Origin of the sequence: Amycolatopsis endophytica (assembly GCF_013410405.1) — a bacterium.
Classification (GTDB): Bacteria; Actinomycetota; Actinomycetes; order Mycobacteriales; family Pseudonocardiaceae; genus Amycolatopsis_E; species Amycolatopsis_E endophytica.
Genome location: NZ_JACCFK010000001.1, coordinates 3,548,515 through 3,566,336 on the forward strand (window position 1 = coordinate 3,548,515; position 17,822 = coordinate 3,566,336).

The 17,822-nt window shown below is 70.8% G+C and carries 20 protein-coding genes; 10 read left to right on the plus strand and 10 right to left on the minus strand.

Annotation, left to right across the window (positions count from 1 at the left end):
• Nucleotides 1–3 precede the first annotated feature (3 nt).
• Nucleotides 4–387, minus strand: a complete 384-nt coding sequence (gene paaI, locus HNR02_RS17575; RefSeq protein ID WP_179775976.1) for a hydroxyphenylacetyl-CoA thioesterase PaaI — start codon at nucleotides 385–387, stop codon at nucleotides 4–6.
• An 81-nt stretch (nucleotides 388–468) separates the two neighbouring features.
• Nucleotides 469–1,260, minus strand: a complete 792-nt coding sequence (locus HNR02_RS17580) for an enoyl-CoA hydratase/isomerase family protein (RefSeq protein WP_179774230.1) — start codon at nucleotides 1,258–1,260, stop codon at nucleotides 469–471.
• A gap of 81 nt (nucleotides 1,261–1,341) precedes the next feature.
• Between HNR02_RS17580 and paaZ the strand changes: the two genes are divergently transcribed.
• The 6 genes from paaZ to paaE are packed head-to-tail and all read left to right on the plus strand — an operon-like array spanning nucleotide 1,342 to nucleotide 7,046.
• Nucleotides 1,342–3,366: a phenylacetic acid degradation bifunctional protein PaaZ gene (gene paaZ / locus HNR02_RS17585; RefSeq protein ID WP_179775977.1), complete on the plus strand. Its 2,025-nt coding sequence runs from the start codon at nucleotides 1,342–1,344 to the stop codon at nucleotides 3,364–3,366.
• Entirely contained in the window at nucleotides 3,363–4,301 is a 939-nt protein-coding gene (gene paaA, locus HNR02_RS17590) for a 1,2-phenylacetyl-CoA epoxidase subunit PaaA (protein WP_179774231.1), read from the plus strand. The genes paaZ and paaA overlap by 4 nt, the downstream gene beginning before the upstream one ends.
• Complete coding sequence (gene paaB, locus HNR02_RS17595; protein WP_017984160.1) at nucleotides 4,298–4,585, plus strand: 1,2-phenylacetyl-CoA epoxidase subunit PaaB; 288 nt, start codon at nucleotides 4,298–4,300, stop codon at nucleotides 4,583–4,585. The genes paaA and paaB overlap by 4 nt, the downstream gene beginning before the upstream one ends.
• A gap of 7 nt (nucleotides 4,586–4,592) precedes the next feature.
• Nucleotides 4,593–5,477, plus strand: a complete 885-nt coding sequence (gene paaC / locus HNR02_RS17600) for a 1,2-phenylacetyl-CoA epoxidase subunit PaaC (protein ID WP_179774232.1) — start codon at nucleotides 4,593–4,595, stop codon at nucleotides 5,475–5,477.
• A complete protein-coding gene (gene paaD, locus HNR02_RS17605) occupies nucleotides 5,471–5,962 on the plus strand; it encodes a 1,2-phenylacetyl-CoA epoxidase subunit PaaD (protein ID WP_179774233.1) in 492 nt (163 codons plus the stop codon). Before paaC ends, paaD begins: the two co-directional genes overlap by 7 nt.
• A gap of 1 nt (nucleotide 5,963) precedes the next feature.
• Nucleotides 5,964–7,046, plus strand: coding sequence for a 1,2-phenylacetyl-CoA epoxidase subunit PaaE (gene paaE / locus HNR02_RS17610; RefSeq protein WP_179774234.1), 1,083 nt, complete (start codon nucleotides 5,964–5,966; stop codon nucleotides 7,044–7,046).
• Here paaE and HNR02_RS17615 read toward each other — a convergent pair.
• Entirely contained in the window at nucleotides 7,024–7,242 is a 219-nt protein-coding gene (locus tag HNR02_RS17615) for a hypothetical protein (protein WP_179774235.1), read from the minus strand. The two genes, paaE and HNR02_RS17615, sit on opposite strands and share 23 nt — an antisense overlap.
• A 168-nt stretch (nucleotides 7,243–7,410) precedes the next feature.
• Between HNR02_RS17615 and HNR02_RS17620 the strand changes: the two genes are divergently transcribed.
• Nucleotides 7,411–8,709 (plus strand): MFS transporter, encoded by a 1,299-nt coding sequence (locus HNR02_RS17620; protein WP_179774236.1) that lies wholly within the window; start codon nucleotides 7,411–7,413, stop codon nucleotides 8,707–8,709.
• A gap of 2 nt (nucleotides 8,710–8,711) precedes the next feature.
• On the plus strand, nucleotides 8,712–9,077 hold the full coding sequence (locus HNR02_RS17625; protein ID WP_179774237.1) for an Hsp15 family ribosome-associated heat shock protein: 366 nt from the start codon (nucleotides 8,712–8,714) through the stop codon (nucleotides 9,075–9,077).
• Between the two features lie 21 nt (nucleotides 9,078–9,098).
• Here HNR02_RS17625 and HNR02_RS17630 read toward each other — a convergent pair whose 3' ends face one another.
• Nucleotides 9,099–9,497: a DnaJ family domain-containing protein gene (locus HNR02_RS17630; protein ID WP_179774238.1), complete on the minus strand. Its 399-nt coding sequence runs from the start codon at nucleotides 9,495–9,497 to the stop codon at nucleotides 9,099–9,101.
• Nucleotides 9,498–9,571: 74 nt separating this feature from the next.
• Between HNR02_RS17630 and HNR02_RS17635 the strand changes: the two genes are divergently transcribed.
• Complete coding sequence (locus tag HNR02_RS17635; RefSeq protein ID WP_179774239.1) at nucleotides 9,572–10,375, plus strand: acyl-CoA thioesterase; 804 nt, start codon at nucleotides 9,572–9,574, stop codon at nucleotides 10,373–10,375.
• A gap of 74 nt (nucleotides 10,376–10,449) precedes the next feature.
• Here the strand turns inward: HNR02_RS17635 and HNR02_RS17640 are convergent, their stop codons facing one another.
• From HNR02_RS17640 to HNR02_RS36490, 6 genes are all read right to left on the minus strand, one after another.
• Nucleotides 10,450–10,623: a hypothetical protein gene (locus tag HNR02_RS17640; RefSeq protein ID WP_179774240.1), complete on the minus strand. Its 174-nt coding sequence runs from the start codon at nucleotides 10,621–10,623 to the stop codon at nucleotides 10,450–10,452.
• A 138-nt stretch (nucleotides 10,624–10,761) separates the two neighbouring features.
• On the minus strand, nucleotides 10,762–11,094 hold the full coding sequence (locus HNR02_RS17645; protein ID WP_179774241.1) for a YnfA family protein: 333 nt from the start codon (nucleotides 11,092–11,094) through the stop codon (nucleotides 10,762–10,764).
• 176 nt (nucleotides 11,095–11,270) lie between these two features.
• Nucleotides 11,271–13,004, minus strand: a complete 1,734-nt coding sequence (locus HNR02_RS17650) for a pyruvate dehydrogenase (protein WP_179774242.1) — start codon at nucleotides 13,002–13,004, stop codon at nucleotides 11,271–11,273.
• A 133-nt stretch (nucleotides 13,005–13,137) separates the two neighbouring features.
• On the minus strand, nucleotides 13,138–13,812 hold the full coding sequence (locus HNR02_RS17655) for a FadR/GntR family transcriptional regulator (RefSeq protein ID WP_179774243.1): 675 nt from the start codon (nucleotides 13,810–13,812) through the stop codon (nucleotides 13,138–13,140).
• Between the two features lie 64 nt (nucleotides 13,813–13,876).
• Nucleotides 13,877–14,515 carry a DUF6226 family protein gene (locus HNR02_RS17660; RefSeq protein WP_312861042.1) on the minus strand — a complete coding sequence of 213 codons (639 nt, stop codon included), beginning with the start codon at nucleotides 14,513–14,515 and terminating at the stop codon, nucleotides 13,877–13,879.
• A gap of 23 nt (nucleotides 14,516–14,538) precedes the next feature.
• The gene (locus HNR02_RS36490; RefSeq protein ID WP_179774244.1) at nucleotides 14,539–16,824 is read right to left on the minus strand and encodes an ATP-binding protein; all 2,286 of its coding nucleotides are present in this window, start codon (nucleotides 16,822–16,824) and stop codon (nucleotides 14,539–14,541) included.
• Between the two features lie 122 nt (nucleotides 16,825–16,946).
• On the opposite strand from HNR02_RS36490, the gene ku reads away from it, so the two are divergent.
• Nucleotides 16,947–17,804, plus strand: coding sequence for a non-homologous end joining protein Ku (ku, locus tag HNR02_RS17670; protein WP_179774245.1), 858 nt, complete (start codon nucleotides 16,947–16,949; stop codon nucleotides 17,802–17,804).
• The last annotated feature ends 18 nt before the right edge of the window (nucleotides 17,805–17,822 follow it).

The window sequence follows — 17,822 nt, forward strand, 5'->3', positions numbered from 1 at the left end:
TCCTCAGTTCTTCCCGATGGTGCGGCTGCGGCCGCGGAATTCGGCGATCACCTCACGACCGGTTCCGGCCTCGCGGTGCACCGTGACGTCGTAGATGCCGTTGCGGCCGTAGCGCGTGCGTTCCTCGGCCGTGGCGACCAGCCGATCGCCGAGCCGGGCGCTGGCGACGAACGAGATGTCCGCGCCCGCCGCGACCGTCACCGGGCCGTGGCTGTTGCACGCGCAGGCGAACGCGGTGTCGGCCAGCAGGAACAGGTAGCCGCCGTGGGCGATGGCGTGCCCGTTGACCATCTGATCGGTGACCGTCATGCGGGCGACCGCATGGCCGTCCGCCGCCTCGACGAGTTCGATGCCCAGCGACTTCGACGCGACGTCGTCGGCGAACATCGCCTGCGCGGCCTGTGACACGACAGCTCCTTGTTACTGACCGAATGGACGGTTAATAATGTGCGCGCGCTCCGGGGACTGTCAAGACCCGTCGAAGGCCGGTTCCGACTTGGTCAGGAAGGAATCGACGGCTCCGCGGTGGTCGGCCGTGAGGCCCAGCCGCTTCTGTGCTTCGCCCTCGATGCGCAGGACTTCCGGCAGGGGAGCACCCCACGAGGCGGCCAGCGCGAGCTTGGCTTCGGCGTAGGCGCGGGTCGGCCCGCTCGCCAGTCGCGCGGCGAGTTCGGCGGCCGTCGAGGCGACCTCCGCGGCGGGCATCACGCGCCCGGCGATGCCCCACTCGGCCGCCTGCGCCGCGGTGAACGGTTCGCCGAGCAGGACGAGTTCGCTTGCCCGCGCCGCGCCGACGGCTCGCGCGAGCGAGGCGGACAGCCCGGAATCGCAGGTCAGGCCGATGCCGGTGAACGCGGTGCCGAACTTCGCGGTGTCCGCGGTGACCCGCAGGTCGCAGGCGAGCGCGAAGCCGAGACCGGCGCCGACACATGTGCCGTTGATGGCCGCGACCACCGGTTTCGGCATGGTCGACAGCGCCATGACGATCGGGTTGTAGTGCTCGTCGATCGTGGCGAACGCCGTGGACGCGTCGGCACGCAGGGCTTCGGCGTGCTCGGCGAGGTCCTGACCCACGCAGAACGCCTTACCGGTGCCGGTGAGCACGACGGCGCGGACGGCGTTGTCGCGGGCCACCTCGATCAGCGCGTCCCGGAGCGCGGCTTTCGACGCCGCGGTGAGCGCGGGCCGCGTCAACGTCACGGTCGCCACCGCGCTGTCGTGGGAAACGGAAACAACGTCGCTGGTGCTTTCGTCAGCCATGCGGAGACGCTACCATGACTTCCTGAACGTTCGGTTGGTTAATCGGGAGAGCGAGGAACGATGGCCCAGCAGTCGACGAAGATGCTGCGCAGCTACGTCAGTGGCGGCTGGCGGACCGGCGAGGGGGACGGCGCGCCCCTGCACGACGCCGTCACCGGTGAAGTCCTCGCCCGGATCTCGTCCGAGGGCATCGACATGGCCGCGGCGCTCGACCACGGCCGTCGCGTCGGCGGGCCCGCGCTGCGGGAGCTGACCTTCCACCAGCGCGCCGCGCTGCTCAAGGCGGTGGCCTCGCACCTGCGTGAGCACCGCGACGAGCTGTACCAGCTGTCGGCCAAGACGGGGGCGACGCTCGGCGACTCGAAGTTCGACGTCGACGGCGGTATCGGCGTGCTGTTCGCCTACTCCAGCAAGGGCAAGCGGGAACTGCCCAACGACACCGTCTACGTCGAAGGCGGCGTCGAGCCGTTGAGCAAGGGCGGCACGTTCCTCGGCCAGCACATCGCCACCTCGCTGCGCGGTGTCGCCGTGCAGATCAACGCCTTCAACTTCCCGGTCTGGGGTCCGCTGGAGAAGTTCGCCCCGGCGTTCCTCGCGGGTGTCCCGAGCCTGGTCAAGCCGGCCAGCCAGACCGCCTACCTGACCGAGCGGGTCATCGAGCTGGTCATCGAATCCGGGCTGGTCCCGGAGGGCACGCTGCAGCTGGTCTCCGGCAGTGCCGGTGACCTGCTCGACCACGTCACCGAACAGGATCTGGTGTCGTTCACCGGTTCGGCGTCCACGGCGCGGAAACTGCGGACCCACCCGGCGATCGTGCGCAACGCTGTGCGCTTCAATGCCGAAGCCGACTCGCTGAACTGCTCGGTCCTCGGCCCGGACGCCACACCCGGCACGGCCGAGTTCGACCTGTTCGTCAAGCAGCTGGTCACCGAGATGACGGTCAAGGCGGGCCAGAAGTGCACTGCGATCCGGCGCGCGTTCGTGCCGGCGAACCTGCTCGACGACGTCGCCGGGGCGGCGGCCGCGCGGCTGGCGAAGGTCACCATCGGCAACCCGTCCTCCGAGGGCGTGCGGATGGGCGCGCTGGCCAGCCTGGAGCAGCGCGAGGAGGTCCGCCGCTCGCTCAAGGCGCTGCAGGACGCTTCCAGCGTGGTGTTCGGCGACCCGGAGCGCGTCGAGGTGGTGGACGCCGACGCCGAGCGCGGCGCGTTCCTCTCGCCGGTGCTGCTCACGGGCGATCCGGAGCGCGCCGAACCGCACGAGGTCGAGGCGTTCGGCCCGGTCTCGACGCTCATGCCCTACGACTCGGTCGAGCAGGTCATCGGCTACGCCGCGCGCGGCCAGGGGAGCCTGGCCGGATCGGTCGTCACCGGTGACGCGGAGTTCGCCCGCGAGGTCGTGCTCGGTGCCGCGCCGTGGCACGGCCGCCTGCTGGTGCTCGACGCCGACGACGCCAAGGAGTCCACCGGTCACGGTTCGCCGATGCCGCAGCTGATGCACGGCGGTCCCGGCCGCGCCGGTGGCGGCGAGGAGCTGGGCGGCATCCGCGGCGTGCTGCATCACATGCAGCGCACGGCCGTGCAGGGCAGCCCGAAGGTGCTCTCGGCGGTCACCGGCCGCTGGATCGAGGGCGCGCCCCGCAACGCGGACGACGTGCACCCGTTCCGGAAGTCCCTGGCGGAGTTGAAGATCGGCGACGCGGTGGTGGCCGGCCCGCGGACCGTGACGCAGGAGGACGTGGACCACTTCGCCGAGTTCACCGGTGACACCTTCTACGCCCACACCGACCCCGAAGCCGCGGCCGCCAACCCGCTGTTCGGCGGGATCGTGGCACACGGCTACCTGATCGTGTCGTTCGCCGCGGGCCTGTTCGTCTCGCCCGAACCCGGTCCGGTGCTGGCCAACTACGGCCTGGAGAACCTGCGGTTCCGCACCCCGGTCAAGCCCGGCGCCGAGCTGACCGTGACCCTGACCTGCAAGCAGATCACCCCGCGCGAGAACGCCGACTACGGCGAGGTCCGCTGGGACGCCGACGTGACCGACGCCGACGGCGACTCGGTCGCCAAGTACGACCTGCTCACCCTCGTCGCCAAGGAGAACCGATGACCGCGACACTTCCCGATCTCGAACAGCACTTCGCGGACACCATCGAGCGGGACCAGCGGATCGAACCGCGGGACTGGGTGCCCGAGGGCTACCGCAAGACGATGATCCGGCAGATCGCGCAGCACGCGCACTCCGAGATCATCGGCATGCAGCCGGAAGGCAACTGGATCACACGTGCGCCGTCCTTGCGGCGCAAGGCGATCCTGCTCGCCAAGGTGCAGGACGAGGCCGGTCACGGGCTCTACCTGTACTCGGCGGCGGAAACGCTCGGCGGTGACCGCACGGACCTGACCGAGAAGCTGATTTCCGGGCGGCAGAAGTACTCGTCGATCTTCAATTACCCGACGCTGACCTTCGCCGACGTCGGGGCGATCGGCTGGCTGGTCGACGGCGCGGCGATCTGCAACCAGGTTCCGTTGTGCCGCAGCAGTTACGGGCCCTACGCGCGGGCGATGATCCGGATCTGCAAGGAGGAGTCGTTCCACCAGCGGCAGGGCTACGAGCTGCTGATGACGATGATGAAGGGCACCCGGGCGCAACGCGACATGGTGCAGGACGCGGTGAACCGGACCTGGTGGCCGTCGCTGATGATGTTCGGACCGCCGGACGCCGATTCCGCCAACACGGCGCAGTCGATGGCGTGGAAGATCAAGCGGCACACCAACGACGAGCTGCGGCAGCGGTTCGTCGACATGAGCGTCCCGCAGGCCGAGGCGCTCGGCGTGACCCTGCCCGACCCGGAACTCAAGTGGAACCCCGAGCGCGGGCACTACGACTTCGGCCAGGTGGACTGGGACGAGATGAAGCAGGTCGTCGCGGGCAACGGGCCGTGCAACACCGAGCGGGTGGCCCGGCGGCGGCAGGCGCACGAGGACGGCGCGTGGGTCCGCGAAGCCGCGGCCGCGCACGCGCGCAAGATGGCGGAGGCGAAGTGAGCAAGAGCGAGTGGCCGTTGTACGAGGTGTTCGTGCGCGGCAAGCGGGGCCTCAACCACGTGCACGTCGGCTCGCTGCGCGCGGCCGACGACCAGATGGCCCTGCACAACGCCCGTGACCTGTACACGCGGCGCAACGAGGGCGTGAGCATCTGGGTGGTCAAGGCCGCCGACATCACCGCGTCCTCGCCGGACGAGAAGGACCCGTTCTTCGCGCCCTCGGGCGACAAGGTGTACCGGCACCCGACGTTCTACGACATCCCCGACAACGTTCCCCACATGTGAGCCGATCATGTCTTTCGACAACGCGTACGAAGCTTTGACCGACGCTCACGACGATTCGCGCTGGGCGTTCGGCACCGGGTTCGAGGATCCGCTGGCCGGGGTCGACACCTCGGTGCCGTCCGGTGTGGACGGTGACGAGCTGGCGCGGTACTGCCTGATGCTGGGCGATGACGCGCTGGTGTTCTCGCACCGGCTGCAGCAGTGGTGCACGCGAGCGCCGGAGCTGGAGGACGAGGTCGCGATCGCCAACATCGGCCTCGATCTGCTCGGTCAGGCGCGATTGTTGCTGGCCCGCGCTGGGAAAGCCGAGGGCACGGACCGCGGGGAGGACGACTACGCGTTCTTTCGCGAAGAGCACGAGTTCCGCAACGTCCGGCTCGCCGAGCTGGAACGCGGCGACTTCGGTCAGCTGATCGCGGTGCTGCTGGTGTTCTCGACCTGGCGGCTGGCGCTGTTCCAGCGGCTGCGGTCCTCAGTGGACCCGGTGCTGGCCGCGATCGCGGACAAGGGCGTCAAGGAACTGACCTACCACCGCGACTACGCCGCCCAGTGGGCCGTGCGGCTCGGCGACGGCACCGCGTTCTCGCATGAGCGGATGCAGGCCGGGCTGGATGGCATCTGGCCGTTCGTGGCCGAGCTGTTCGTGCCGCACGAGATCGAATCGCGGCTGGTCACGGCGGGTGTCGCGGTGGATCCGAGCGCGGTGCGCGAGGAGTTCGACGGCGTGCTGGAGCAGGTGTTCACCGCCGGAACCCTGACGCGGCCGGAGATCGCCGGGAAGGCCGGGGTGAACGGGCAGACCGGGCGCGGCGGCAGGCACACCGAAGCCATGGGGTACCTGCTGGCCGAACTGCAAAGCGTTGCGCGCGCGCACCCGGAGGCGACGTGGTGAGCGCCCGAGCCGTCGCGGAAACCGTCCGCGATCCCGAGCTGCCGATGCTGACGCTGGCCGACCTCGGAGTGCTGCGTGAGGTGTCCGAATCCGACGGTGCGGTGACAGTGTCGATCACGCCCACCTACACCGGCTGCCCGGCGATGGACACCATGCGCGACGACCTGGTGCACGCGTTGCGGGGCGCCGGGTACCGGCGGGTCGAGGTCCGCACCGTGCTGCACCCCGCCTGGAGCACCGACTGGATCAGCGAGCGGGGCCGCCGGGCGCTGGCCGAAGCCGGGATCGCGCCGCCCGGCAGCGCGCCGCGGCAGGAGTCCGGGCCGATCCCGTTGACGCTGGGCCCGACGGTGCGGCGGGTGACCTGCCCGCGCTGCGGATCGGCGGACACCGAGCTGGTGTCGCGGTTCGGCGCCACTGCCTGCAAGTCGCTGCGGCGGTGCGCTTCCTGCGACGAACCCTTCGAGCACGTCAAGGAGATCTGAGGTGACCGCGAGCACCAAATCCCGGCTGCGGGGCGACTTCCACACGCTCACCGTGGCCGAGGTGACGCCCCTGTGCGACGACGCCGTCGCGGTCACCTTCGCCGTGCCGGACGAGCTGGCCGACTCGTACGCGTTCCGGGCCGGGCAGTCGCTGACGCTGCGCCGCACGATCGACGGGCGTGAGGAGCGCCGGTCGTACTCGATCTGCTCACCCGAGGGCAGCGCGCCCCGCATCGGCGTGCGCGAGGTGCCGGACGGGTTGTTCTCGTCGTGGCTCGTGCGGGACGTCCGGCCCGGTGACGAGATCGAGGTCGGGACCCCTGCCGGGAACTTCACGCCGGACCCGTCGGCGGCCGGGCACCACGTGCTGATCGCCGCGGGCTCCGGGATCACGCCGGTGCTGTCGATCGCGTCGACGGTCCTGCGCGACCCGGATGCGGCGGTCACCGTGCTCTACGGCAACCGCCGCACGGACACCGTGATGTTCGCCGACGAGCTGGCCGACCTCAAGGACCGTTACCCGGCGCGGCTCGAACTGGTGCACGTGCTGTCCCGCGAGCCGCGCGAGGCCGAGCTGTTCACCGGGCGGCTCGACGGCGACAAACTCACGGCGCTGCTGGCCCTGTTCCCGGACGTGTCCGCGATCGGGCACTGGTGGCTGTGCGGTCCGTTCGGGATGGTCACGGTCGCCCAGGAACGGCTGCGGGCCGCCGGGGTGACCGCCGAGCGGATCCACCAGGAGCTGTTCTATGTGGACGACGTGCCGCCGGAACCGGTGCGGCACGAGGAGAAGGCGCTCGACGGGGTCCTCAGCCAGGCGACGATCGTCCTCGACGGACGGTCCACGACCCTCGCCGTGCCGCGTGACGCGCCGGTCCTCGACAGCGCCCAGAAGGCACGGCCGGACCTGCCGTTCGCGTGCAAGGGCGGCGTATGCGGCACCTGCCGCGCGAAGGTCACCAGCGGCAAGGTCGACATGCGGCGCAACTTCGCGCTGGAGGAGAGCGAGGTCGAACAGGGATTCGTGCTGACCTGTCAGTCGTTGCCGGTGTCGGACGAGCTCATGGTCGACTTCGACGTGTGATCGGCATCGCCTTCGTCGCGGCGGCCAGTGAGCCGGCCGCGGCGAAGGCGAGCACGATCGCGAGCACGCCGGACAACCACACCGACATCGCGACGGCCAGGTACACCTGGACCGCCGCGGTCACCGCGAACACCGCCGTCAGGACGAGCCAGAGCGGACGGTCGGTGACCGGTGTCTTGGACTGTCCGAAACCCACTGCGAAACCCCTCCCGCGTACTTCGGATACCCCTGGTATCGCCTTCGGAGTCCCGCGGGTTACCGCCGGATGGATTCCGTGAGCTTGTCAACATTTGCCAGTTGGCATTCGTGACGCCGTTCACCCGGCCGGGCGGAGTGGTTCACCCGGCTCGTGCAGAATCATGCCGTGACTGTCACCGCCGAAGCATCGCCGGGTGCGCGCAAAGCCGTGCTGAGCTGGGCGTTGTGGGACTGGGGAGCGTCCGCGTTCAGCGCCGTCATCCTCACCTTCGTCTTCACCGTCTACCTCACCGACGGTGTCGCTTCCGACACGGAAAGCGGATCGCAAGCGCTTGGCGTCGCGTTGACGATCGCGGGTGTCGCGGTCGCGTTGCTGGCGCCGGTCACCGGACAGCGCAGTGACGTCGGCGGCAGGCGGAAGCTGTGGCTCGGCGTGCACAGCGCGATCGCGATCGTCTGCACGGCGGGACTCTTCTTCGTCAAGGACGAGCCCTCCTACCTGCTCGCCGGACTGGTCCTGCTCGCGGTCGGCAGCGTGTTCTTCGAGTTCGCCGAGGTCAACTACAACGCGATGCTCGTGCAGGTGTCGACGCCGAAGACGATGGGCCGCGTGTCCGGGTTCGGCTGGGGCATGGGCTACTTCGGCAGCGTCATCGCGCTGGCGATCGTGTTGTTCGCGTTCGTGCAGCCCGACGTCGGCCTGTTCGGGGTGACTGGCGAGGGCGGACTGAACATCCGCGCGGTGGCGTTGTTCGTGGCGGTGTGGTTCGCCGTGTTCGCGCTCCCGGTGCTGCTGTTCGTGCCGGAGAATCCGCCGGTAAGGCAGCGGGAGAAGTCCAGCTTCTTCAGCGGCTACGCCGTGCTGGCCCGCAGGCTGGTGACCTTGTGGCGCACCGACCGGCGGACGCTGTGGTTCCTCGCCGCGAGCGCCCTCTACCGCGACGGGCTGACCGCGATCTTCACCTTCGGCGGCGTGGTCGCGGCCGGGACGTTCGGGTTCAGCCAGACCGAGGTGGTGCTGTTCGCCATCGCGGCGAACGTGACGGCCGGGATCGGCGCGGTGAGCGGCGGACGCCTCGACGACAAGCTGGGCCCGAAAACGGTGATCGTGACGTCGCTGGCCGCGCTGGTGGTGATCGGGGTGGCGTTGTGCGCGCTGCCCGGCAAGGCGACGTTCTGGGTGTGCGGGCTGTGCCTGTCGGTGTTCCTGGGGCCGGCGCAGGCGGCGAGCCGTACCTTCCTGGCGCGGATCGTCGAACCGGAACGTGAGGGCGAGGCGTTCGGCCTGTACGCCACGACGGGCCGCGCGGTCAGCTTCCTGGGGCCGCTGGCGTTCAGCGGGTTCATCGCGATCTTCGACAGCCAGCGCGCGGGCATGGCCGGGATCGTGCTGATCCTGGCCGCCGGGCTGGCCGCGATCCTGCCGGTCAAGGCGCCGGAGCGCTCGGCCGGGCATGATGGATGACCATGGAGTCCACGCGCGTGGACCGCTGGCTGTGGGCGGTCCGGCTGACGAAGACCCGCTCCGACGCGGCGGCCGTGTGCCGGGGCGGGCACGTCCGGGTCAACGACCGGCCCGCGAAGCCCGCGACGAGCGTCCACCCCGGTGACACGGTCCGGGCCCGGGTGCACGACCGGACGCGGATCGTCGAGGTGGTGCGGGTGATCCAGAAACGGGTCGGCGCCGCCGACGCCGCGACGTGCTACATCGACCGGACGCCGGCGCCACCCCCGGAAGCCGCGGTCCCGGTCGCCCGGCGCGAGCGCGGAGCGGGCCGGCCGACGAAACGGGACCGGCGCATGCTGGACCGGCTGCGCGAGCAGGGCTGGTGACCGTCCGGAGTGGAACGCGGGTCAGGACCGGGCCTCGCGCCACTCGCGGACGATGTGCTCCACGTCGAACGGAGCGAGGTTCAGCGGCGGGCCGGGTGGGGGACGGCGGATAGCGGCCACGATCTCGGCGTTGATGTCGTCCAGGATGCGCCGCACCTCGGTTTCGGTGGCGGCTTCGGCGGCCGCCGCGCGCGCCTCGGTGGCCTTCTTGCGCAGGGCCAGCGACGGCGGCAGGTACCTGACGTTCTCGCGCGCCAGCTTGTCCCGCAACCAGGCGTTGTCGTCATGCGGCTTCTGCAGCCACTTCAGTGGTTTCCCCGCGCCGGGCAGGTTCTCGAACTCGCCGCGTTCGGCCGCCTCGCGGATCTGCTTGTCGACCCAGGTTTCGAAGCTCACGCCAGTGGGCTTGCGCTCGGTCACGGCGGACCTCCTCCCGCTGTGATACCTGTCTACCACCGCCTGCTCCCGGGCACTTCCTGTACTACCGTGCGGTAATGCACGCCGTCACGGACGAACCGGTGGACGAGCCCACGCTGGCCGACCTGCTCGACCTCGAAGAGATCGACCGCGACCTCTACCGCGCCAACGTGGTCTTCGACGACCCCCTCCCGCTCTACGGCGGCCAGGTCGCCGCGCAGGCGCTCGCGGCCGCCGGCCGGACCGTCCCCGAGGAACGGCTGCCGCACTCACTGCACGGCTACTTCCTCCGCCCGGGCGACGCGACGCGGCCGACGATCTTCCACGTCGACCGCGACCGCGACGGCGGTTCCTACTCCGCCCGCCGGGTCGTCGCCGTGCAGAACGGCGAGGTCATCTTCAACATGTCGGCCTCCTTCCACCGGCGGGAGGAGGGCGTGGACCGCGAGGCCCACCCCGAGCGCCCCGAGGGCGACCCGGAGGCGTTGCCGCGCGGAGGCATGCCGCGACTGTTCTCGATGGAGGGCAGCCTGCCCGAGCAGCCCTACCCGGGTGGTGAGTGGCCGACGCGGTTCTGGGGGCGCTGCACACTGAAACTGCCCGACGACCCGCTGACGCACGCCTGCGTGCTGACCTACCTGTCGGACATCTCCTCCGGCGTCGCCGCCTTCGGCACCGAGGACGCCGGATCCGGGTCGAGCCTCGACCACGCCGTGTGGTTCCACCGCACCGGGCGCCTGGACGAGTGGGTGCAGCTGGACCTGGTGCCGCAGACGGTCGCGGGCGGCCGTGGCTGGTACACCGGCACGCTGCGGACGCGCGACGGGATGCTGCTCGCGAGCATCGCTCAGGAATGCCTGTTCCGGAACCGGAGGCGGTGACCAGAGTCCGGCCCCGGCTGCCCGCCCGGAAGCGCCCCCCATGCGGCATTGATGGCGTCTGACGCTACGGCGCGTCAGGAGGGGGAGAAGTGGTCGTCGTCCTCCTGGTGGGGCGGGTGTTCGGTCGGGGCACCCTCCTGCTCGGCCTGTTCGGCCGGCCTGGTGAGCTTGGCGTCGCGTGCGGCTTCCTTCGCCTCGGCGAGAGCCTGCTTCGATTCGGCCAGCGGATCGTTCCTGTCGTCCGGCACGGGGGCCTCCCTTCGCTGCGGTCCGGTCCCGGCTACCACTTCCCGCGAGGGGCAAACCCGTTCCGCGGCGGCCGTGGGCGCTCGATGGGGCCGGGCGGCGTTGTGCCGTGAGCGGGTCGCCGGAGACGGTCAGCTTCGTCAGCCGCGCGGGGCGTACATGATCACCGCGACACCCGCGAGGCAGATGAGGGCGCCGATGACGTCGAACCGGTCGGGCCGGTAGCCGTCCGCGACCATGCCCCAGGCCAGCGACCCGGCGACGAACACGCCCCCGTACGCGGCGAGGATGCGCCCGAAGTTCGCGTCCGGCTGCAGGGTGGCGACGAACCCGTACAGCCCGAGCGCGATCACCCCGGCGCCGATCCAGATCCACCCGCGGTGCTCACGGACCCCCTGCCAGACGAGCCACGCCCCACCGATCTCGGCGATCGCCGCCAGCACGAACAGCCCGATCGAACGCAGAACCAGCACGGCCCGACCCTACGTTGGTCCGGGGCCGGAGGGGGTGTCGTGGGTGGAGTGGGGCGGGGCTGCGTTGCCCTGATCCTGCGGTGGCCGGGGCCAGTCGACTTCCGTGAACCCAGGCGCGGACGCGGTGCAGTGGAGCGAGGCGAGGCACCCGTGCCGTGACCGTGGGGCCGGGCGGGTCAGGGCCGGGGGATGTTGCGGAGGTTGCTGCGGGCCAGCTCCACCATCTTGCCGACGCCGCCGTTCAGCACCGTCTTGCTCGCGGCCAGCGCGAAGCCCCGGAGCATCTCGCTGGTGATCTTGGGTGGGATGGACATCGCGTTCGGGTCGGTGGTCAACTCGACCAGCGCCGGGCCCGGTTGCTCGAACGCCTTGGTCAGGGCGGCGCGGATCTCGGCCGGATGGTCGACCCGGGTCGCGGGGATCCCGCACGCCGCGGCGATCGCGCTGAAATCGACCGGCGTGTGGTCCGTGCCGTAGGAGGGCAGGCCGTCCACCAGCATCTCCAGCTTCACCATGCCCAGCGAGGCGTTGTTGAACAACACGACCTTCACCGGCACGTCGTAGAGCGACAACGTCAGCAGATCACCCATCAGCATGGCCAGTCCGCCGTCGCCGGAGAGGGCGACCACCTGGCGGCCAGGGGAGGACAGGGCGGCGCCGATCGCGTGCGGCAGCGCGTTGGCCATGCTGCCGTGGCGGAATGAGCCGATCACGCGCCGCCGTCCGTTCGGGGTCAGGTACCGGGCGGCCCACACGTTGCCCATCCCGGTGTCCACAGTGAACACCGCGTCGTCCGAGGCGACCTCGTCGAGCACCGCCGCGGCGTACTCCGGATGGATCGGGGTGTGCCGCTCGATGTCACGCGTGTAGGCGTCGACCACCTTTTCCAGGCTCCGCGCGTGCTCGCGCAACATGCGGTCCACAAAGGACCTGTCGGTGCGCTGCCGCAGCCGGGGGAGCACCGCGGCCAGTGTCTCCTTCACCGAGCCGTGCACGGCCAGGTCGAGCGGCGTCCGGCGACCCAGGTGCGCCGGGTTCGTGTCGATCTGGACCGTGTGTGCCTGTGGCAGGAAACCGTCGTAGGGGAAATCGGTGCCCAGCAGCACCACCAGGTCCGCCTCGTGCATCGCGTCGTAGCACGCCCCGTACCCGAGCAACCCGCTCATCCCGACGTCGTAGGGGTTGTCGAACTGGATCCACTCCTTGCCGCCCAGCGAATGGCCCACCGGCGCGTGCAGCCGCGCGGCCAGCGCCATCACCTCGTCGTGGGCGTCCCGGCACCCCGCCCCGGCGAACAACATCACCTTCTCGCCGCTGTCGAGCACGTCGGCCAGCTCGGCGATCCGCGCCTCCCGCGGCACCACCGGAGACGGCTCGACCAGGTGCACGGTCTCCACCCCGGACCCGGTGGCACGCCGCTCCGACACGTCACCCGGGATGCTCAGCACCGACACGCCGCCCCGCCCGACCGCGGTCTGCATCGCGATCCGCAGCAGCCTCGGCATCTGGTCGGCCTGCGACACCAGTTCGCTGAAATGGCTGCACTCGGCGAACAGCTGCTCCGGGTGCGTCTCCTGGAAGAACCCGGTGCCGATCTGGGCCGACGGGATGTGCGAGGCGATCGCGAGTACCGGCGCGCCGCTGCGGTGCGCGTCGTACAGCCCGTTGATCAGGTGCAGGTTGCCCGGCCCGCAACTGCCCGCGCACACCGCGAGCCGCCCGGTGATCTGTGCCTCCGCGGCCGCGGCGAACGCCGCCGTCTCCTCGTGGCGCACGTGCACCCACTCGATGCCCGGTGTGCGCCGCACCGCGTCCACGACCGGGTTCAGGCTGTCGCCGACGATCCCGTAGATGCGCCGCACGCCGCAGTCCCGCAGGATCCGCACCATCTGCTCGGCCACCGTCGCCATGTCCCCACCCCTTCTCCGTCTCGGTCCCAGCGTCCTCTCGGATCGGCCCGCACGTCCACCCGACTTCACTCGTTACGGGCAGAAATCGCGTTTCTCACAAATGGTGGAACTCGGCCACTCGTGTGATTCCGGCTCAGCCATCCGGTTCCAGGCGGCCGCGAACCTCGTCGAAGTGGCGGCGCACGGCGTCGGCGATCACCGCGGGATCGCCCGCGGCGAGTGCGTCCACGATCAGCTGGTGCTTGGCCACCAGCGCGTCCGCCGGAGTCCGCGGAGCGCCGATCAGGACCTCGGTCTGCCGGTACACGGCCCAGAACAGGCGGATCAGCTCGGCGGCCAGCTCGTTGCCCGCGGCGGTGCACAGCAGCTCGTGGAACTCGCCGTCGGCCGCGGCGGAGACGGCCGGATCGGCCATCCGGCGTACGCAGTCGGCGAGACGGTCCAGGAGCGCGTCGTCCCGCTGCCGCGCGAGCTTGCACGTCAGCTCGGTTTCCAGGATCTGGCGGACCTCCAGCAGGTCACGCAGCCCGCGCAGGTCCTCGCGCGAGCGGGCGCGCGTGCGGAACAGCAGCGACGGGCTGAGCGCGGTCATGCTCGCCGCGCCGACGAACGTGCCGTAGCCGTGGCGGATCTCCACGATGCCCAGCGCCTGCAGGGTGCGCAGCGCCTCGCGCAGCGAGTTGCGGGCCACGTCGAACTCCTCCACCAGCCGCGGCTCCGGCGGCAGGGGATCGCCCGGTTCGAGCCCGCGGCGCTCGATCAGCTCGACGATGGAGTCGGCCAGCTCCTGGCCGCGTGGTGTTCGCACTCCTGCCACCCTCCGAAGTCCTGAGACCGTCGAGCATACGACGTCCGACGTCGGACGATGTGGCTCAGCGCAGCCAGGACCTTCCCGCGAACACCTCGGTGTGCCCGGGCAACCGCACCTCCTCACCGGCGGCGAGACGACGGCACGACTCCATCACCGAGCGGTGGTTCCGGCTGTTCGAGCTGCTGCCGCCGTCCGGGTGCCACTGCGCGTTCCAGCCGTCCCCTCGCAGCACCACGAACGGCCCACCGACCACGGCCGCGATCTTCCCGTCGATCGCTCCGAGCAGACCGGCCGAGCCGTGGTCGCAGGCGTCGCACACGCAGTCCTGCCGGAACACCACCACATCCGGCCGCACGACGCTGACCTGCAGCAGCGCGACCGTCCCCTCCTGTGCGGACAACGGCGCGTCCTGCTGGAGAAGCAGCAGGGGCAGCGTTCCCGGCCGGTCCGAGGTGATCCGGACGCCGCGGTCGAACTCGCCGTAGCGCTCGTCGCGGTCCAGCGGCGCCGGCGCGAGCGGGTCCACCTCGACTCCCGGCAGCCCGCGAAGCTGCTCGGTCCACGCGTGCGCGCGGGCGTGCACGATGTCGTAGCGCTCGGGAGACGTGACCCGCGAGTACTCCTCGTCCCTGACCTCGCCCATCCCACCGTGCGGATCCGGCCACGACGGCATGCCGAGGCGGCCGTCGGCCGCCGCCACCCCGGCCCGCAGTTCCGCCGTGGTCAGGTCTCGTTCGCGGTGACCCAGGCCGCGATCTGGCTGCGGGAGGTGAACCCCATCTTGGCGAGGATGTGCTCGACGTGTGTTTCCGCCGTGCGCTGGGAGATCACGAGCTGACCGGCGATCTGCCGGTTGCTCAGCCCCTTCGCCACGAGACCGGCGATCTCCGACTCGCGGGCGGTGAGCGGGTGGCGTGCCCCGGTCTCCGGCGCGGGTTGTGCCCGCCGCTCGTCCAGGGCGAACGCCACCGCCTTCTCGAAGCTCATCGCCGCGCCGCGCGCGTGTTCCTGTTCGAACGCGGCCCGGCCCAGTGCCTCGCGCGCGGGGAGCGCGGCGCGCGTTTCGGAAACCTGCTGCAACGCGGGTTCGATACGTCCCGCGCCGGACAGCCGCCACGCGGTCGCGGCGGCGCCAAGCAGCCGTGCGGCGTGGTTGAACCGCCGTTCCGCGGTCGCGCACCAGGCGAGCGTTTCCAGGCTCAGCGCGATCCCGGAGGGGTCCCCGGCCGGTTCGCGCAGGCGGATCGCGTCGCGTTGCAGGCGTTTCGCGCGCTGAAGGTCGCCGCGCTGCCACACGGCCAGCCCCAGCACCCACAGCGCGAGCGCGGTGTACCAGGGTGGGTTGCCGTGCGCCGCGCACAGTTCGACCGCCTGCTCGCCCGCCTTCTCGGCGTCCGGCTGGCCGACCACGAACCGGGCCAGCGCGAGGTAGGGCAGGATCTGCAGGGCGAGCCCGTCGTCACCGAGTCCGCCGCACGCGTCGTGAGCCTGTTCGAGCAGTTCGCAGGCCCGTTCCGGATCGCCGAGGAAGTAGCGGCTGACACCCTCGCACACCAGCAGCTCGGCGTCGATCACCGGATCCCCGAGCGCGGCGGCGATCGTGCGGTACTCCCGCAGCCGCCCCGCGAACCCGCGGCGCACGCCCAGCCAGGTGCTGGTGAGCAGCGAGGCGTGCAGCGCGCGGGCCCGTTCCGCCGACGGTTTCCCGTTCCGCGCGAGCACCCGGTTCAGCCAGCGGCTGCCCTCCACGAGGTGGCCGCCCGCGATCCAGAACACCGACAGGTTCCCGGCGATTTCCAGCGCGGGACGCGGATCGGGTTCCTCGAGCCAGGATTCCAGCGCGGCCCGCAGGTTCGGGTGTTCGGCCTGCAGCCGCGTGATCCAGTCCTGCTGCCGCCCGGTGATCTTCTCCTCGGCGAAGCGCCGGGCGAGATCGCGGTAGTAGTCCCGGTGCCTGCGGGCGGGTTCGTCCGGTGCCCGGTCGGCGGCGAGCCTGGCCGTGCCGAACTCCGCCAGCGTCTCCAGCATCCGGTAGCGGGCACTGTGGCCGTAGGTTTCCCGGTCCCGCACCAGAACCGATTTGTCGACCAGACCGGCGAGCAGGCCCAGCACCTCCTCGGCCTCGATGCCGTCGCCGGCGCACACGTACTCCGCGGCGGGCAGGTCGAACCCGCCGCGGAACGTCGAAAGCCGCTCCCACAACCGCTGTTCGGCGGGCAGGCACAGCTGGTAACTCCAGTCGACCAGCGCCTCCAGGCCCTGCTGGCGAGGCGGCGCGGTGCGGGATGCCTCGGCGAGCAGCGCGAAGCGGTCGGCGAGGCGGTCGTTCAGGTCGGTCAGCGACAGCGTCCGCAACCACACCGCCGCCAGTTCGATCGCCAGCGGCAGCCCTTCGATGCGACGGCAGATGGTGCCGATCAGCGATTCGTTGCCCGCGTTGAGCTCGAACCCCGGCGACACCGCGGCGGCCCGGTCGGCGAACAGCGACATCGCGTCCCAGCCGTTCGACCCCTCGGCGGCCCCCGGCCGCTCGGGCAGGGTGAGCGGTTCCACCGGCAGCAGGTGCTCGCCCTCGACGGACAGGCGCTGACGGCTGGTGGCCAGCACCCGCAGCCCGCTCGTCGCCGCGAGCAGCTTGCCGAGCAGGGTCGCGCACGCGTCGGTGAGGTGCTCGCAGTTGTCCAGCACCAGCAGCACCTGCCGGTCGCCGAGGAACTGGGCGAGCCGGTCGGCGGGTTCGACGGCCTCGTCGCGCAGACCGAGCGCGGTGGCGACGGTCTGCGGCAACAGCACCGGATCGTCCAGCGCGGCCAGCTCGGCGAACCGCACCCCGTCCGGGAAAGCGCGTTTCAGCCCCACCGCCGCCCGCACCGCGAGGCGCGTCTTGCCGACCCCGCCGAGCCCGGTGAGCGTCACCAGGCGCGCGGTGGACAACAACCGCCGGATGTCCGAGAGCTCCTGTCGGCGGCCGACGAAACTCGTGAGCTCGTTCGGAAGGGTGCCCGCCACCGGAACAGCGTAGTTCGCTTCGCCGGTGATCGGGTGCGGCCAGTTGGCCGCCTGGTGGCGGGCCCTGTTCTCGCGTAACGTCTGACCTGCGGTTATGTCGGCAGGAGCGGAGGGCCCCGGCGATGCGATCGATGTGGAAGGGCTCGGTGTCGTTCGGGCTGGTCACGATCCCGATCAGCCTCTACGCGGCCACCGAGAACAAGAACGTGTCCCTGCGCCAGGTACACGTCAGCGACGGCGGCCGCATTCAGTACAAGCGGTTCTGCACGATCGACGGCGAAGAGGTGCCCTACGCCGACATCGCGAAGGGCTACGAGACCGGCGACGGCGAGATGGTCGTGCTGACCGACGAGGACCTCAAGGACCTGCCGCTGTCCAGCTCCAACGTCATCGACGTGCTGGAGTTCGTGCCGCTGGAGGCCATCGACCCGCTGCACTTCGACCGCCACTACTACCTGGAGCCGCAGAAGGCCGCGGTCAAGCCCTACGTCCTGCTGCGCGACGCGCTGCACAAGTCCGGCAACGTGGCCATCGCCAAGGTCGCCCTGCGCCAGCGGGAGACGCTCGCCCTGCTGCGCGTGCACGCCGACGTCATGGTGATGACCACGATGCTGTGGCCGGACGAGGTGCGCACCCCCGACTTCGGCTTCCTCGGCGACGAGCTGCCGCAGGTCCGGCCGCAGGAGCTGAGCATGGCCGGGTCCCTCATCGATTCGCTGACCGAGCCGGTGTTCGACCCGGGCAAGTACACCGACTCCTACCGCGAGGCGCTGGAGTCCGTCATCGACGCCAAGATCGCGGGCAGGAAGACCACGAAACCGAAGGGCCGCTCGCCCCAGAGCGACGTCGTCGATCTGATGGCGGCGCTGGAAGCGAGCGTCAGCGAGGCGAAGAAGGCCCGCAAACCCGCCAAGGGCGCGGCGGCCAGGAAACCGGCCGGGACCTCGGCGCGGAGCCGCCGCCCGACCAAGAGCGCCTGAGCTCACACCGACACGCCG

What these genes read in the sequence shown, in the direction of transcription:
- paaI (WP_179775976.1), bottom strand. Translation starts at nt 387, where the DNA reads ATGTTCGCCGACGACGTCGCGTCGAAGTCGCTGGGCATCGAACTCGTC.
- HNR02_RS17580 (WP_179774230.1), bottom strand. Translation starts at nt 1,260, where the DNA reads ATGGCTGACGAAAGCACCAGCGACGTTGTTTCCGTTTCCCACGACAGC.
- paaZ (WP_179775977.1), top strand. Translation starts at nt 1,342, where the DNA reads ATGCTGCGCAGCTACGTCAGTGGCGGCTGGCGGACCGGCGAGGGGGAC.
- paaA (WP_179774231.1), top strand. Translation starts at nt 3,363, where the DNA reads ATGACCGCGACACTTCCCGATCTCGAACAGCACTTCGCGGACACCATC.
- paaC (WP_179774232.1), top strand. Translation starts at nt 4,593, where the DNA reads ATGTCTTTCGACAACGCGTACGAAGCTTTGACCGACGCTCACGACGAT.
- HNR02_RS17625 (WP_179774237.1), top strand. Translation starts at nt 8,712, where the DNA reads ATGGAGTCCACGCGCGTGGACCGCTGGCTGTGGGCGGTCCGGCTGACG.
- HNR02_RS17635 (WP_179774239.1), top strand. Translation starts at nt 9,572, where the DNA reads ATGCACGCCGTCACGGACGAACCGGTGGACGAGCCCACGCTGGCCGAC.
- HNR02_RS17650 (WP_179774242.1), bottom strand. Translation starts at nt 13,004, where the DNA reads ATGGCGACGGTGGCCGAGCAGATGGTGCGGATCCTGCGGGACTGCGGC.
- ku (WP_179774245.1), top strand. Translation starts at nt 16,947, where the DNA reads ATGCGATCGATGTGGAAGGGCTCGGTGTCGTTCGGGCTGGTCACGATC.